Source organism: Sphingomonas faeni (assembly GCF_040407495.1).
GTDB lineage: Bacteria > Pseudomonadota > Alphaproteobacteria > Sphingomonadales > Sphingomonadaceae > Sphingomonas > Sphingomonas faeni_D.
Genome location: NZ_JAPZPP010000001.1, coordinates 1,025,878 through 1,041,024, shown reverse-complemented (window position 1 = coordinate 1,041,024; position 15,147 = coordinate 1,025,878). Strand labels below are relative to the sequence as shown.

The 15,147-nt window shown below is 65.3% G+C and carries 10 protein-coding genes; 2 read left to right on the top strand and 8 right to left on the bottom strand.

What is annotated here, in order from left to right; genetic code table 11:
• Positions 1-142: 142 nt before the first annotated feature.
• Together O6W96_RS04580 and O6W96_RS04575 are read right to left on the bottom strand one after the other, a co-directional pair.
• Positions 143-1,087 carry a TonB-dependent receptor domain-containing protein gene (locus O6W96_RS04580; protein WP_353468468.1) on the bottom strand — a complete coding sequence of 315 codons (945 nt, stop codon included), beginning with the start codon at positions 1,085-1,087 and terminating at the stop codon, positions 143-145.
• Between the two features lie 18 nt (positions 1,088-1,105).
• Positions 1,106-1,249 (bottom strand): hypothetical protein, encoded by a 144-nt coding sequence (locus O6W96_RS04575; RefSeq protein WP_353468467.1) that lies wholly within the window; start codon positions 1,247-1,249, stop codon positions 1,106-1,108.
• 18 nt (positions 1,250-1,267) lie between these two features.
• Between O6W96_RS04575 and O6W96_RS04570 the strand changes: the two genes are divergently transcribed.
• Both O6W96_RS04570 and O6W96_RS04565 read left to right on the top strand, forming a co-directional pair.
• Entirely contained in the window at positions 1,268-1,501 is a 234-nt protein-coding gene (locus tag O6W96_RS04570; RefSeq protein WP_353468466.1) for a hypothetical protein, read from the top strand.
• Entirely contained in the window at positions 1,501-2,490 is a 990-nt protein-coding gene (locus O6W96_RS04565) for a sulfatase-like hydrolase/transferase (RefSeq protein ID WP_353468465.1), read from the top strand. The genes O6W96_RS04570 and O6W96_RS04565 overlap by 1 nt, the downstream gene beginning before the upstream one ends.
• Positions 2,491-3,105: 615 nt before the next feature.
• Here O6W96_RS04565 and O6W96_RS04560 read toward each other — a convergent pair.
• The 6 genes from O6W96_RS04560 to O6W96_RS04535 are packed head-to-tail and all read right to left on the bottom strand — an operon-like array spanning position 3,106 to position 15,130.
• Positions 3,106-5,643: a TIM-barrel domain-containing protein gene (locus tag O6W96_RS04560; protein ID WP_353468464.1), complete on the bottom strand. Its 2,538-nt coding sequence runs from the start codon at positions 5,641-5,643 to the stop codon at positions 3,106-3,108.
• Positions 5,640-7,172 carry a tryptophan halogenase family protein gene (locus tag O6W96_RS04555; protein ID WP_353468463.1) on the bottom strand — a complete coding sequence of 511 codons (1,533 nt, stop codon included), beginning with the start codon at positions 7,170-7,172 and terminating at the stop codon, positions 5,640-5,642. The genes O6W96_RS04560 and O6W96_RS04555 overlap by 4 nt, the downstream gene beginning before the upstream one ends.
• A complete protein-coding gene (locus tag O6W96_RS04550) occupies positions 7,169-8,782 on the bottom strand; it encodes an alpha-amylase family glycosyl hydrolase (RefSeq protein ID WP_353468462.1) in 1,614 nt (537 codons plus the stop codon). Before O6W96_RS04550 ends, O6W96_RS04555 begins: the two co-directional genes overlap by 4 nt.
• Positions 8,782-10,584 carry an alpha-amylase family glycosyl hydrolase gene (locus O6W96_RS04545; RefSeq protein ID WP_353468461.1) on the bottom strand — a complete coding sequence of 601 codons (1,803 nt, stop codon included), beginning with the start codon at positions 10,582-10,584 and terminating at the stop codon, positions 8,782-8,784. The genes O6W96_RS04550 and O6W96_RS04545 overlap by 1 nt, the downstream gene beginning before the upstream one ends.
• Positions 10,581-12,134 (bottom strand): tryptophan halogenase family protein, encoded by a 1,554-nt coding sequence (locus tag O6W96_RS04540; protein WP_353468460.1) that lies wholly within the window; start codon positions 12,132-12,134, stop codon positions 10,581-10,583. The genes O6W96_RS04545 and O6W96_RS04540 overlap by 4 nt, the downstream gene beginning before the upstream one ends.
• A gap of 44 nt (positions 12,135-12,178) precedes the next feature.
• Positions 12,179-15,130 (bottom strand): TonB-dependent receptor, encoded by a 2,952-nt coding sequence (locus tag O6W96_RS04535; protein WP_353468459.1) that lies wholly within the window; start codon positions 15,128-15,130, stop codon positions 12,179-12,181.
• Positions 15,131-15,147: the final 17 nt, after the last annotated feature.

The window sequence follows — 15,147 nt, the reverse complement described above, 5'->3', positions numbered from 1 at the left end:
TCTGAACGAAGGCTCGGCAAAAACCCTCATCAGAAACTTTAAGCCTGCGTCCTTTGCCTTTCCTATCCGCGGCCTTCGTGGATTGGCGCGAAGCGAGGGACGATATCGGGAGCGGTCTGGTTTGCCGCACCGACCATATTGATCAGCTCGGCCCGGCTCCCGCGAAGGCCAGCCGTGGTCGGCACACCATCGCGGACGAACGTGTAGAAGCCAGTGACAAGATAGGCACCGATCGCATCGAGATAGCGGCTCTGCTGACCAAGCATCGTATGAAAGCGCTCCTGGCGAAGAATTCAGCGGCGGAGCGAGCGTTCTCGAAGGCGACTTCGGCGACCGCGAGGTTGAGCCGGTCGTTCTCAATATGATGACCGACATCGGGCGATGGTGGCGCAGGGCTCGCATTGTCGTAGGCAATCGGCAGATGAAGCTTCCATTTCTGGACCGCTGTGTCCTGAGCCGGACTTGCATCCGGGGTCACTTTGTACGTCAGCATCGCCTGGCCGGATACCCGGCCGCGTGCGGTATAGCTGTTGGCGATGCCGTAGGGCGCGCGGATCGCCTGTGCCGCCGCCTGCTGCGCGGTCGTCAGTGTCGATAGATCCGCGCCGCTCGCGGTCCGGTTGAAATAGCCGCGCTTATCCTCGTACGTATACCGCAGCCCGCCGGTCAGATCGAGCATTGGCGTGATATGCCAGATGCCCTGGGTGAAGGCGGCGTAGCTGTTCGTGATCGGACTGGAGTCGCTGACATAGCTGTAGTTGTTGAGTGCGGCGGCACCTACGACACGGTCTACCGTAGGCGCCAGGAACCGGTCGGCTGCCCGCGTGCCGTAGGCGTTGACCGCGTTGGCCTTGATCTCCTGCCACAGGTAATAGACGCCGGCGACGTAGTCGATGCGCCGTTCGCCTTCGGAGGCGATGCGGAGTTCCTGGCTGAACTGCCGCTGTTCGTTGCTCTGGTGAAAATCGCGGCCGGCATCGAGCGATGTGCTGTCACCGTCATTGTGCGGATACCAGTGCCAATAGCGCCACGCGGTGACGGAGGTCAGCGAGTTTCCCGGCAGGCTGAGGTCCGCGATCGCTGACACGCCGCCCTGGTTCATCTTTTAGCGCGGGTTTGCATCGACATCGACCGCGCGCTCCGTCGTGCTGAAGGGGACAGGCGTGTAGCCGAGCCGGGTCGTGCGATCGGTGTAGTTGTTCGCGAAGTTCGTACCATTGTCATAGCTGCGGACGACCCCTTCGAGCACGGTGGCGGCGGTCGTCGCGTGCTGACGCCCGTAATCGCCGATCACGCGCAGCTTGAATGCGTCGGTCGGTTTGTAGAGCAGTTGGCCGCGCAGGCCGAGATCGTGGTAACCCTGCGTCTTGCTGCCGTCGAACCGGTTGACGTTGAAGCCATCGCGATCGGTCTTGCTGAACGACAGCCGCGCCGCGAGCGTATCGCCGACCAGTGGTCCGCTGAGATAGGCATGGACTTGGCGGCGGCTATTACACGCTGATGGCGGGCAAATGGCATCTCGGCCTCACAGAAGATCGATCCCCCGCCGCGCGCGGGTTCGATCGCTCGTTCGCGCTGTTGCAGGGGCTCGGCAATCACTTCGGCGCAGACCAGAACGCGGCCTGGGCCGACGTCGAACAGGCGAATTACCGGCAGGATCGCAAGGAAGTGCCGTTCCCCCAGGGGGCCTATTCGACCGACCTGTTCGCCGACAAGCTGATCGGCTTCCTCGGCGAACCCGCCAGCGCGCAAAAGCCGTTTTTCGCCTATCTGGCCACTTCGGCGCCGCACTGGCCGCTTCAGGCACCCGATGCTGATATCGCCAAGTACAAGGGTCGCTTCGATGCCGGGCCGGAGGCGTTGCTCGCCGCGCGGCTCGATCGGCAGAAACAGCTTGGGCTGGTGCCTGCTACCGTCGTCGCGCATCCGCTCGTCGGCGTGCCGGCCTGGTCGTCACTGATACCCGAGCAGCGCGCGATCGAGGCGCGCAAGATGGAGGTCTATGCGGCGATGGTTGACCGGCTCGACCGGAACGTCGGCCGCGTGATCGACGCGTTGCGCGCCTCGGGCCAGATCGACAACACGTTGATCCTGTTCACAGCCGACAACGGCCCCGAGGGCAACGAGATCGCGGCACCCAAGCAGGTCAGCGATCCGGCGGCGATCCGGAAGCTGGGGATCGACAACAGCCTCGGCAATATCGGCCGCGGCAATTCCTATGTCAGCTATGGTTTTGCGTGGGCACAGGCGGGATCGGCGCCGTCCTGGCTCGTCAAAGGATATACGACGGAGGGCGGCACGCGGACCGTGACGTTCGCCTCGGGCAAGGGCGTTGCCGGTAACTGCGTCGCAGGCGGGCGCGTGTCGAGCGCGTTGCTTCACGTCACCGACATAGCGCCGATGTCTAGACAACTACTCGTAGGACAGCGGATCATCACCATTAAGGAGCCGCATTATGTTGGGTCGGCTAGAAGAACTACACGCCTATAGTCTAGAACCCCAACCTAATATTAATTAGTCTGCCACTGCCTCTCTGGCGTTACTGCAAAATGAACGAGCGTCCGCTTTCGTGACGCCGACAGTGGACCCTGAATGTCGTTTTATGGGAGATGGTGTTGTTCGCCGTGCGGTCTGCGATCGGCGGTTTCGTCCCACTTCGTCTCATTTCACGACCGATCATTGAGGCGCCGAACGGACATGAACAAAACGTCTGAAGTTGGGAAGCGCATAACGATTACTGAATGTGGTCTTGTGGGTCAACGCGGTGTGAAAAAGGCGTCCGCAGCGAGCGCTGCCGAATGAACGAACTTCAGAATGTCAGGTATACAAATCGGTCGTGGTGAAACCGCAAAATTTATGCTCGATCAGGGGTATCAATCAAAGGCTGTCACAGTTTGGTCAAAGAGGACGAAAAGGGGCTTGGCCCTTTTAAGGGTACCCCCCTGTTGAAGGCTACGGAACAGATGCAGGAGAGCGGGACAGTTGCAGCGGGCAGTCTGCTTGGACTCTTGGCGTGACCGTATTAACATGATCGAACGTCCGAACCTGGGCGAGGACGAGACACCATGAGCGTCGGTGACTAGCCGCTCGTCCGCAGATGCGAAATCACCGCACCGGAATGCTTTTCGGCCCTTGTTCAATCGACACCTGTCGTCCGTCCACGAGAAGCGTGCTGGCGGTTTTCATCGGTGGAACGACGATGATCGACGTTGCGGCTGCTGGGTCTTGAACGACGTCGGTATGCCTACCGTTACTTCTGGCGGTGCCAGTGCCACTCCACCCGTGGACGGTGATCGCAATAGATTTCCACCACGGCTTGAAGCCACCTTCGGACTTGGCGAAGTCGATCGACAGGCCGGTCGGCGTGATCGTGCAGCGTACCGTCTGGCGGAAATAGCCGCGGCGGGTGTACGCCAGGCTGCGGCCGTCGTCCTCGTAGAGCGTGCCTAGGCAGTCTGCGCCAGGATAAACGTCGAGCCGCAGCGGACCGTTCGGGGTTTCGATGGTGCTCTGGACTAGCGGCTGGCGGGGCAGGATCGTACCGGCGCGGACGAAAACCGGCAGATGGTCGAGCCGCGGGGTTTCGGTCACGCGGTCGCCGAGCGTGCGCGCGGTCGGCACCGCCTGAGTTGCCGACTGGATCGGGCCGGCGGCGGCGGGTTCGGGCGTGCCGACGCGCTGTCCGGTCCAGTAATCATACCAGCCGCCTGCGGGCAGGCAGACGTCGTAGGTCTGCGGCGACTCGGGCTTGGGCGGCGGTGCGATCAGCAGCGACTTGCCGAGCGTGAACGCCATCGACTGGTCGCACGATGCGGTCGCGGCGGCGGGATAATCGTAGAACACCGGCCGCATGATCGGATCGCCGAACCGCGCGTTCTGGTCCGCCAGCGCGTAGAAATACGGCATCAGGCGATAGCGTTCCTCGATGAACCGGCGGCGGATCGCAAGGTGGTCGGGGCCGTCGACCCACGGCTCGACGCGCGGCGTGCCGGTCGCCGAATGGTTGCGGAACACCGGCGTGAACGCGCCGATCTCCGTCCAACGCGTGAGCAGATCGGGGCTCGGGCCGCCCGCAAAGCCGCTGACGTCGGCGGCGCTGTAGCCGAAGCCGGACAGGCCGAGGTTGATGATCTGCTGCACCGACAGCTTCAGGTGATCCCAGGTCGCGCTGTTGTCGCCGGTCCAGGTGACCGCGTAACGCTGCCCGCCGGCATAACTCGCCCGCGTCATCACGAACGGGCGCTCGTCGGGACGCAGCTTGAGCAGGCCGTCGTACGTGGCGCGCGTATTCTGCATGCCGTAGATGTTGTGCGCCTCGCGGTGATCGGTGATCCGCGCGGCGAAATCGTCGCTGTCGATCCGGTGGCGGGTGTCGAGCGGCATTGTCTTGGTCGGCGTCTCGAAGATCGCCGGTTCGTTCATGTCGTTCCAGAAACCCGCGATCCCGGCGTCGAGGAAGCCCTTATACTGCGTGCCCCACCACGTCCGCGCGGCGGTCTTGGTGAAGTCGGGGAACACTGACGGACCCGGCCAGACCGGCGCGACATAGGGGCTGCCATCGGCGGTCTTGATGAACGCGTCGGCCTTAATCCCGCTCTGGTACGGCGCGTAGCCCTGCTCGACCGCGGCGATGTGGAGATCGGTGATCGCGACCAGCTTGATCCCGTCGGCCTTCATCTCGGTGGCGAGCTTGGGGAGGTCGGGGAAGGTCTCGGCGTCGGTGGTGAACGGGCGGTTGCGATCCTGGTAGCCGATGTCGAGCCAGATGACGTCGGTCGGCACGCGGTCGCTGCGCAGGCGGGCGGCGATCTGGCGGACCTCGTCGGCGCTGCCATAGCTGTAGCGCGACTGTTGATAGCCGAGCGCCCATTTCGGTGCGAGCGGGGCGTGGCCGGTCAAATCGGCATAGCGGCGCGTGACCTCCGCCATCGATGGCCCGGCGATGAAGTAATAGTCGATCGGGCCGTCGGGGCCGCCGAACGAGAGCGTCTCGGCATCGCGGTGGCCGAAATCGAACCAGGTGCGATACGTGTTGTCGAGCAGGATGCCGTAGCTGCCGCCCGCACCGCCGGTGCCGATGAAGAACGGTATCGATTTGTAGATCGGATCGTCCGCGCTGCTGAACCCGAACGCGTCGGTGTTCCAGTCGACGAAGCCGTGGCCGCGCCGGTCGAGCCCCTGCGTCTTGTCACCAAGGCCGTAGAAATGCTCGGCGATCGGCAACGTCTTCGAGATCGTGAACGCCTTGCCGTCGGTCGCGACGGGGGCGGCATCGGCGGAGATGATCTTGCCGTCCAACGTCTCGAAAGTAATCGTGCCGCCGGCACCGACGCGCACGCGGACGCTGGCGGTGGTGAAGCCATCGGGGGCTGTGGTGACCGCGATCTTCTGGTGGCGGATCGCGGCGGGGACGGCCCAGCTGGCGTCCTCCGGGAACAGACTGTTCTTGTCGACGCGGACGCGGACCAGACCGTCGGTCATCGCGGTGATCCGCGTGGTGGTCGTGCCGACATGGACGTCGACACCGTCGCTCCGCGGAGTCAACGTGGGCGCGGGTGCGTCGGCCGCTGCGGGCATCTGGGCGCAGACGGGGACGCTGCACACGCCAGCGGTCGCGGCGAGCAGGAGGGCGATGCGTTTCATACGTGATCCTTGTGGTCCGCGGCGGCGCGGAGGCGAGAGGCGTGCGACCCGAAATTCGATGCGCAACGGGTCAGGAAATTGTCAATCTTCGGCAGGTCGATGGGATCGATGTCGGCGCCGGGCGGGATCAGCCGCGCGGCATCGGGAAAGGTGCCGTAGCCGGCGAACAGGCAGTGCCAGCTAATCGTCGAATAATAGCGGCCAAGCCCGGCGCGATCGATCGCCGCGACCATGTCCGCGCCGGTGAACCAGGTCGACATCAGCATCTTGAGGTCGTCGGACAGGGCTTCGATACCGCGCGCCTCTGCCCAATAGCCGGTCGGATCGTCATGGCGCTGGTTCAGCCGGTAATGCGCGACGATGTAGTCGCGGACGCCGTCGTAACGCGCGGCAATGCGGGTGTTGAACGCGGCTCGGACCGGGTCGGTCGCGCCGCCTTCGTCGGTTGCAGCGAGGAATGCCTCGACGGTGGCGATGACGAGATGCAGCGCGGTCGCCTCGAGTGGCTCGATGAAGCCCTGTGCGAGCCCGACTGCGAGCGCGTTGTGCGACCAGCTGTCGCGGACTCGGCCGACGCGCATCTTGAGGTGGCGCGCTTCGCCGGCCTCGGCGCCGATATGCGCGCGCAGTTCCGCTTCCGCCTGTGTTTCGGTCAGGTGGCGGCTCGAGTAGACATAGCCGTTGCCGATGCGGCTGGTCAGCGGGATGTGCCACGCCCAGCCGGCCGACAACGCGGTCGCGCGCGTTTGGCTGGGGATCGGCGCGCTGGGGGTATGCGCGGCGGGCATGACCACCGCGCGGTCGTTGAACAGCGCGCCGGCATAGCTGACGAACGGCATTCCGAGCGCGTTGAAGATCGTGCCGCGGAACCCGCTTGCATCGATGAAGAAATCGCCTGCGATGCGCTCGCCGTCGGTATCGATCAACGCGGTGATACCCCCGGTCGGCGCGCGCTCGACGCTGGCGATACGGCGCTGCTGATGGACGACGTCCAGTCTCTCGGTCGCGTGCGTGGCAAGGAAGGCGCCAACCTTGTACGCGTCGAAGTGATAGCCGTAGCTGACTTCGAACGGGAAGTTTGCAGCGGGCTGCGGCGCGCAGTGCGTGGCGGCCAGGCGGGCGGGAAGAAGGAACTGGTCGGGGTGCGCGTCGACAGCGCGCCCGGTCCGCCGTGCGCGTGCGTTGTAGAAGAACTGCGGCGCGGTGTGGCCGTCGAGTTCGGTAGGGAAGGGGTGGAAATAGCGGTCATACCCCTCGCGGTCCGACCAGCCTTCGAAGCCGATCCCGAGCTTGTAGGTCGCATCGCACGCCTGCATCCACTCGGCTTCGGCGATGCCGAGCGTGTCGAAGAAATGCTTCAGCTGCGGCGTCGATCCTTCGCCGACGCCGACGATGCCGATCTCCGGGCTTTCGACCAACGTCACGCGGACGCCGCAATCCTGCCAGCGATGCGCGATCAGGCACGCGGTCATCCACCCGGCGGTGCCGCCGCCGAGGATGACGATGTGCTGGCCTAGTCCGTCGATCACCGCCGCAGCACCAGCCCGGACAGTGGCGGCAGCGTCGTCGCGTCGGCGCCGTCGGTCGCGAACAGCATGTCGCCGTCGGTCGCGATGCTCGACGGCCAACCACGTGCGTCGTCGCCGAGATTGAACACGCAGAGCAGCGTCTCGTCGCCGGACTCCCGCTCGAACGCGATCACCGCATCGTCGCTGTGGACGATCCGCAGGCTCCCCAGCCGCAGCGCCGGATGCGCTTTCCGCGCGGCAATCAACGCTCGCGTCCAGTGCAGCAGCGACGTCGCGTCCGCTTCCTGTGCGTCCACCGCGATCGCGCGGTGATCCTCGCCGAACGGCAGCCAGGGCTCGGTGCTGCCGAACCCGAGATCGGGCGCCGCGCCGATCCACGGCATCGGGGTACGCGCGCCGTCTCGGGACAGGGTCAACGGCCAGTTCGCGATCGCCTCCGGGTCGAGCAGGTCGTCGAACGCGATGTCGACCTGCGTCAGCCCCAGCTCCTCGCCCTGGTACAGGAAGATGTTACCGCGCAACGCGACGAGCAGCAGGATCTTCATCCGCGCGAACGACTCGCGCTGATCGGGCGTGGTCCAGCGCGACACCGCGCGCGGCGCGTCGTGGTTCTCGAACGCCCAGCTCGGCCAGCCGAGGCCCGGCGTATCGGGCCAGTTGCCGACCGCATCGACGATCAGCTCGGGCGTCAGCCGGTCCGCGTACAGGAAGTCGAACCCGTACGCGCTGTTGAGCCGGCCATTACCGCCGGTGAACAGCTTCATCTCGCGGTCGCTGTCGTCGCCGCCGACTTCCGCCACCGTGAACCCGGCGCCATATTTGTCGAGCAGCGCGCGGATCCGCTCGATGAAGCCGACGATGTCCGGATGGCTCTGGTTGTGCAGCTTCTGCTGGAAATCGAACGACCGCGTGCGTGCGCGATTGGTCGCGGGCGCGGGCGGATTGTCGGTCAGCGCCGGGTCGTGCATCGCGAAGTTGATCGCATCGAGGCGGAAGCCGTCGACGCCGCGATTCAACCAGAACCTCGCCGTCGCGATCAGTTCGTCCTGCACCGCGGGGTTATGCCCGTTGAGCTGCGGTTGGTCCTTGAGGAAATTGTGCATGTAATATTGCCCGCGCCGCGCGTCCCAGGTCCAGGCCGGCCCGCCGAACACCGACTGCCAGTTCGACGGCGGCGTGCCGTCGGGCTTCGCGTCCGCCCAGACATACCAGTCCGCCTTGTCGCCGCTGCGCGACGCGCGGCTCCGGCGGAACCAGTCATGCTCCTCCGACGTGTGCGAATAGACCTGATCGATGATGATCTTCAGCCCGAGCGCATGCGCGCGCGCGATCAGCGCGTCGAAATCGGCGAGCGTGCCGAAGATCGGATCGACGTCTCGGTAATCCGACACGTCATAGCCGAAATCCTTCATCGGCGAGGTGAAGAACGGCGACAGCCACACCGCGTCGACGCCGAGGCTGGCGACATAATCGAGATGCGCGGTGATACCCGGCAGGTCGCCGATCCCGTCGTCGTTCGAGTCCGCGAAACTCCGTGGATAGATCTGGTAGATCGTCGCGCCCTTCCACCATGGGTGATCGGCAGCGGACTCAGGCAATCGTGCAGGCATCAACGAGTCTCCGCGGCGCAGACGGCATAGCCGAACGCGGGCAGGGTTAGTGTGACACTGCCGGGGGCGGCAGCGCGAGCCGCACATTTGCCGGCAAGCGTAGCGAAGCGCGTCGAGCCGATCTCGACCTGCACCGCCTGCGTGATCGGCTTGGCCGAGGTGTTGAACGCAAGCAGGGTTTCCGCACCGGTCGTCGGATCGAAGCGCGAAACGGCAAGCAGGCCCGGCGCCTCGCTACGGCTGCGGATGACCGTCCGGCCCCGCGTGAGCGCGGGATGTGTGACGCGCACCTTCGACAGCTCGGCAATCTCGCGGAACAGCGGATTGGTCTCGCCGAAGCTTTCGGTCGCGGTCGTCTTGGTCGTGCCGAGCAGGCGGTTGTCGTTGTAGATTGCGACCTTCGACGCGAACATGTCCTCGCGCGCATCCTGATCGTTGCCGTCGCCGACGAAGCCCTGTTCGTCGCCCGAATAGATCGTCGGCACGCCGCGCAACGTCAGCAGCATCGCGTTCGACAGCAGCACGCGCTTCAGCACTTCCTCGGCCGACGCCTGCGGAAATGCCTTCCGCACGAACGTCGCGAAGCGACCGTCGTCGTGGTTGCCGGTGAAGGTCGGCAAGATCGCCGCGGTGTCGGCGCCCTTCGCGTACAGCACGTCGCCGTCGAATAGCGCCTCGAACGCGTCGGTGCCGCGCGTGCCCGCGACCGTCTCGACCACCGCCTGGCGGAACGCGAAGTCGAGCACCGTCGGCAGCTTGTCGACGATCGTATGCTGCGCCAGCACCGCCGGGCGGACCTCGTGATCGGAGACTTCGCCGAAGATGTGGAAGTTCGGGATGCCGTTCGCCTGCGCCCGCGTGAGCATCGCCGGCACGAACTGCGCCCAGTATTCGGGGTTCACATGGCGCGCGGTGTCGATGCGGAAGCCGTCGACCTTGAACCGGTCGATCCACGATCCGAAGATGTCGATCATCCCGCTCACGACACGCGGATTCTCGGTCATCACGTCGTCGAGCCCCGAGAAGTCGCCCATCGTCGAGCTCTCGTTCATGAAAGTCGTGTCGCCGCGATTATGGTAATAGATCGGGTCGTTGAGCCACGCCGGCACCTTCACGTTCCGCTCGGCGGCGGGCACGTACGGCGTGTAGGCATAGGTCGGATCGGTCAGCTTGGCGAAGTTCGCCGCGGTCCGCACGTCGTCCCCTGCGAACCCGCCATTGATCGCCTTGCCGCCGACGCCGCCCTTGCGCTGGTACGGATACGTCGCGCGGTCGCGGTACGGGCAGGGCATGCCGACCGCACATTCGCGGTACTGGATCACGTCTGCGGTGTGGTTGATGATGATGTCCATATACACCTTCATCCCGCGTTTGTGGGCGGCGTCCACGAAGGCGGTCATGTCGGCGTTGGTGCCGAGATGCGGGTCGACCTGCGTGAAGTCGGTGATCCAGTAGCCGTGATAGCCCGCAGACTCGTGGCCCGGCGAACCCTGCACCGCCTTGTTCTTGAAGATCGGCCCGAGCCAGATCGCGGTCGCGCCGAGATGCTGGATATAGTCGAGCCGCTTGGTCAGGCCCTTCAGGTCGCCGCCGTGATAGAAGCCCTTGGCGGTCGGATCATAGCCGGTATTGAGCCGGTCGCCGGCGATCCCGCCGCGATCGTTCGAGGGGTCGGCGTTCTCGAACCGGTCGGGCAGGACGAAATAGATGACCTCGTCCTGCGGCGCACGCGCGCGGTAGTCGGCGGGCGGCACGGCGGCTGCGCCGGACAGTGCGAGCAGGATGGCGGCGGAAATGCTCATGCGCCGAGTCCTGCGGATGCCGCGCAATGCTGGGCGACGAACGCCGCGTGATCCTGCATCTGGCCCGCCTCGCGCGCATTCAGCTTGTCGATCGTGTCCATGAATTCCCCCAGGTCGTTCGTCGATATCGCGTCGGCCAGCGGGTGATGGCCCGCCGGCATGATGCCTTGTCCGGCCAGCACCTGAAGCCAACCGACTTCGGTGAACAGCTCTTCATGCTCGCGGACGATATGTCCGTTGCCGCGCCACAGGTCGATCTTCGCGGCGAGCGTGTCGGGGATGGCCATGTCGCGGCACTGGCGCCAGAACGGCGTGTCGTCGCGCTCCGTCGCCTTGTAGTGGAGGATGATGAAGTCGCGGATGCGTTCGTATTCGAAGTCGCTCTGGCGGTTGAACTCGTTGCGATCGGCCTCAGCGATGACGCGGCCGGGCAGCAGCTTGAGCAATCGCGAGATCGCCGACTGGATCAGATGGATGCTGGTGGATTCGAGCGGTTCCATGAACCCCGCGGCGAGCCCGAGCGCGACGACGTTGCGGTTCCACATCCGCTTGCGACGACCCGTGCGGAACGCGATCGTCCGCGGGTCCGCCATCGCGGGCGTGTCGAGTCTGGCGAGCAAGGTGGCGGTCGCCTCGTCCTCGCTCATGTGCGCGCTGGAGAAGACGACGCCGTTGCCGGTCCTGTGCTGCAACGGGATCCGCCACTGCCAGCCGGCGGAATGCGCGGTCGAGCGAGTATACGGCGTGAACTTGTCGCTCCGCGCCGAGGGCACCGCGATCGCGCGGTCGCACGGCAGCCAGTGCGTCCAGTCCTCGTACCCTGTGCCGAGCGCCTCCTCGATCAGCAGCCCGCGAAACCCGGTGCAGTCGATGTACAGGTCGGCGGCGACGGTCGTGCCGTTCTCCAGCACGAGGCCGGAGACGTCGCCGCTCTCGCCGTCGCGCGTGACGCGGACGATCTTGCCCTCGATCCGGTTGACGCCGCGCGTCTCGGAATAGCGCCGCAGGTACCGCGCATAGAGCCCGGCATCGAAATGATAGGCGTACGGCATCGACGGCAGTGTCCGGGCGGTACGAGCCGGCCCCCGCTGCATCCGCTCGGCGAGCGCGGCATGCGTGTTGAGTGAATAGGCGCCAAGATCGCCGGCCAACCCGAGCGACTGCGCGCGCAGCCAGTATTGGTGGAACGGCAACAGGCCGACGTCGCGGCCGACATCGCCGAACGCGTGCATGTACCGATGGCCCGGCTTGAACCAGTCGACGAACTCGATGCCAAGCTTGAACGTGCCGCCGGTCGCGCGGAGGAACGCGTCCTCGTCGAGACCGAGTGCGTCGTTGAACAGATGGATCTGCGGGATCGTCGCCTCGCCGACCCCGACCGTGCCGATCGCGTCGGACTCGATCAGGTCGATCTCGTATCCCGTCTCCAGGAACCGCGCGAAGGTCGCCGCCGCCATCCAGCCGGCCGTGCCGCCACCGGCGATCACGATACGCAAGGGGTGATTGGCCATCGTCTGCGTCCCCGCTTCGAAACCGTCAGGTGCCGCCATTGCGGAAAAAATACGGGGCGGCGTGAACCGCCCCGTTATCGAGTTCAGAACTTATAGGTGATGCCGACATAGTAGTCGCGGCCATAGCGCTGATAGTCGATCACCTGGCGTGGATCGTCGTTCTGATAGGTGACGAACGGCCGGTCGGTCAGGTTCTTCGCCTGCGCCAGGATCGCGAAGTTCGCGAGCGGACCACTCTGGAACTCATACCCGATCTGCGCATCGAGGATCCCCTCCGACCGCGCGGTGCGATACGTCGGGGTGGCCGACAAGCCGGCGACTTCGGCGAGGAAGCTGGAGCGGTAGCGATAGTTCGCGCGTGCCTGGAAGCCCCATTTCTCGAAATAGATCGTGCCGCTGCCGGTCCACTTGGACAGGCCGGGCAGGGTGATCGCGTCGGTTGGGTTGCTGCCATACTTGATCGTCGACTGCGTGTAGTTGCCGCTCGCGAAGATGCCGAAGCCGTCGAGTGCCGATGTGATCGCCTTGAACGGCAGCGACACCGTGCCCTCGACGCCGAGCACCTCGCCACGACCGGTGTTGGCGGGCGTCGAGACGTTGCCGATGGTCTGGCCCGCCGCGATCACCTGCGCCTGCTGCGCCGCGGTCAGCGCCGGTAGCAGCGCCGAGAAGTCATAGGGCAGCGAGTTGTTGGGATCGACGAAGTCGGTCAGGTGCTTGAAATAGCCTGACAGCGCGACATAGCCGCCACCGCTGAAATACTTCTCGAACGACAGATCGATGTTGGTCGACTGGTACGGCTTCAGATTGACGTTGCCACCGGTCGACGTGAACACCGGGAACAGCCCGGCGGGCGTCTGGCCGATGTTGGTCAGGTTGATCGCGACGTCCTGCGTGACGCGCTCCTGATCGAGACGCGGACGGACCATCGTCTGTGAGGCGCCGACCTTGACGAAGCCCAGCGGGATCAGTTCGACCGACATCGTCGCCGAGGGCAGGAAGTTGGTGTATTTCAGCGACTGAGTCACCGGTGCGATCGTCACCGCGCCGCCGACGACGCTGGCGATCTGGCCGGTCGAGCTCTGGTCCGAATGCACCACCTGCGCACCGATCGAGCCCTTGAGCGGCTTGTCGCCGACCAGGCCGTCGATCGTGACCTTGGCATAGCCGGTCCAGACCTTCTCGAGCACGACATTGTCGCGCACCAAGGCTGACGGACGGCCATCGAACGCTGCGTTGAGCGAATTATTGTAGAGATACAGCGGATCGAGCGTCAGCATCTGCGGGATGCCGAGGTAGTCGAGCGCCACGTTCTTGCCGAGCAATGCCTCGCTGGGAACGTTGCCGCTCAGCGGCGAGCCGCTCGCCACGGTGCAGTTGGTGCCGCCGCCGGTCGGGCAGAGGAAATAGGACGTGTACGCGCTGGTCTTCTTGCGCTGGCTGTAGTTGCCGCCCGCTTCCCAGCCCTTGACGACGCTGTCCGAGAACTCGCCGTTCAGGCTCGCACGGAGCGACTTCAGATCGTCCTTGAAGCTCGGCCGGTTGAGGAAGCCCGACTGGACGACCTGCTGCGTGCCGTTGTTGCCCCAACCCTGCGGATCGGTCAGCTTGAAGATGTTGGTGTTGGTGTAATCGAGCGTCGGCGAGAAGGTGTAGGTGCCGTTGCCGTTCTGCTTGACGGTGACGGTGTCGGCCGCGCCGCTCTTGGCGAAGCCGGTGCCGGTGTTGGTCTCGAGCAGGAAGTCGGTGCGCTTCGCACGGCTCCAGCTGGCATCGACGTTCAGGTGGATCGTCTCGGTCAGCTTGAGGTCGTTGTTCCAACCGAGCGAGAAATTGTCCGCCTTGCGCTGGTTATAGTCGTTGCGCTGCACGCCGAAGACGTTGCCGAATGTCGCGCCGGTCGCGAAGCCGTCGGCGACGGTCACCCCGGAAACGGTCGTGCCGCCGGCCGTACCGGCGCTCGCGAGCTGCCCTGCGAGCGGGAATTCGATGCCACGCAGGATCTGCGTTTCCTCGAAGTGCGAGTACAGCGCGTCGAAGGTCGAATGGAAGCTGTCGGACGGCTGCCACTCGATCGTCGCGACGCCGCCATAGCGCTTCAGCAAGTTCGACTGGACATACGGCTTGGCGCCGTTGAGCAGGAACGGGCTGGCCGCGGTGCCGGCGCCGCTATAGCCCCATGCGTTATAGCGCTCGTCCTGCGACGGCGTCTGCGTCGCCGACACGCCGATCGCGATGCCGAGCGTGTCGTTGGCGAACTTGTCGACATAGGTCGCCGATGCGCGGTAGCCGTAGCGCGTGCCGTCGGGATTGAGCTTGTCGATGCCGTTCATCTGCGCGCGCGCGCTGACCGCGATGATCCGGTGCGCCTGGTCGAGCGGGCGCAGCATGCGCAGGTCGACGGTACCGGCAACGCCCGCGGCGATCAGCGAGGCATCCGCCGACTTGTAGACGTTGACGGTCTTGAAGAATTCCGACGGATATTGGTCGAACTCGACGCCGCGGTTGTCGCCGGTCGTCACCTGTTCGCGGCCGTTGAGCAGCGTGGTCGAGAAATCGGGGCCGAGGCCGCGGATCGACAGGCGCTGGTCGCGGCCCTCAAGGCGCTGCGCGGTCACGCCGGGCAGGCGCGCGAGCGAGTCCGCGATCGAGACGTCTGGCAGCTTGCCGACGTCTTCGGCGGAGATCGAGTCGACGATCAGGACCGACTGGCGCTTGATCTTGGCGGAGGATTCGAGGCCGGCGCGGATGCCGGTGACGACGATATCGTCACCGCCCGCAGCATCGTCCTGCGGTGCAGTCGGCACGGCATCGGCAGGCTGCGGTGTCGGTGCCGCGACGGTCGGGACCGCGTCGACCTGCGCTGGCGCGGTCGAATTTGCATTTGGCGTACCGGGCGTCGCCTGCGCGAACACGGCCTGGCCGGGCAGGATCAGCGCGGCGGCGAGCGCGGTGGCGCTGACCCGGAGCGCAAGGCGGCTATGCGCGGAAACGCCGGTCGTGGCGCGCGCGCGGCACGGTGCAAAATTGCTCATGAATACCCCTTTGGCGG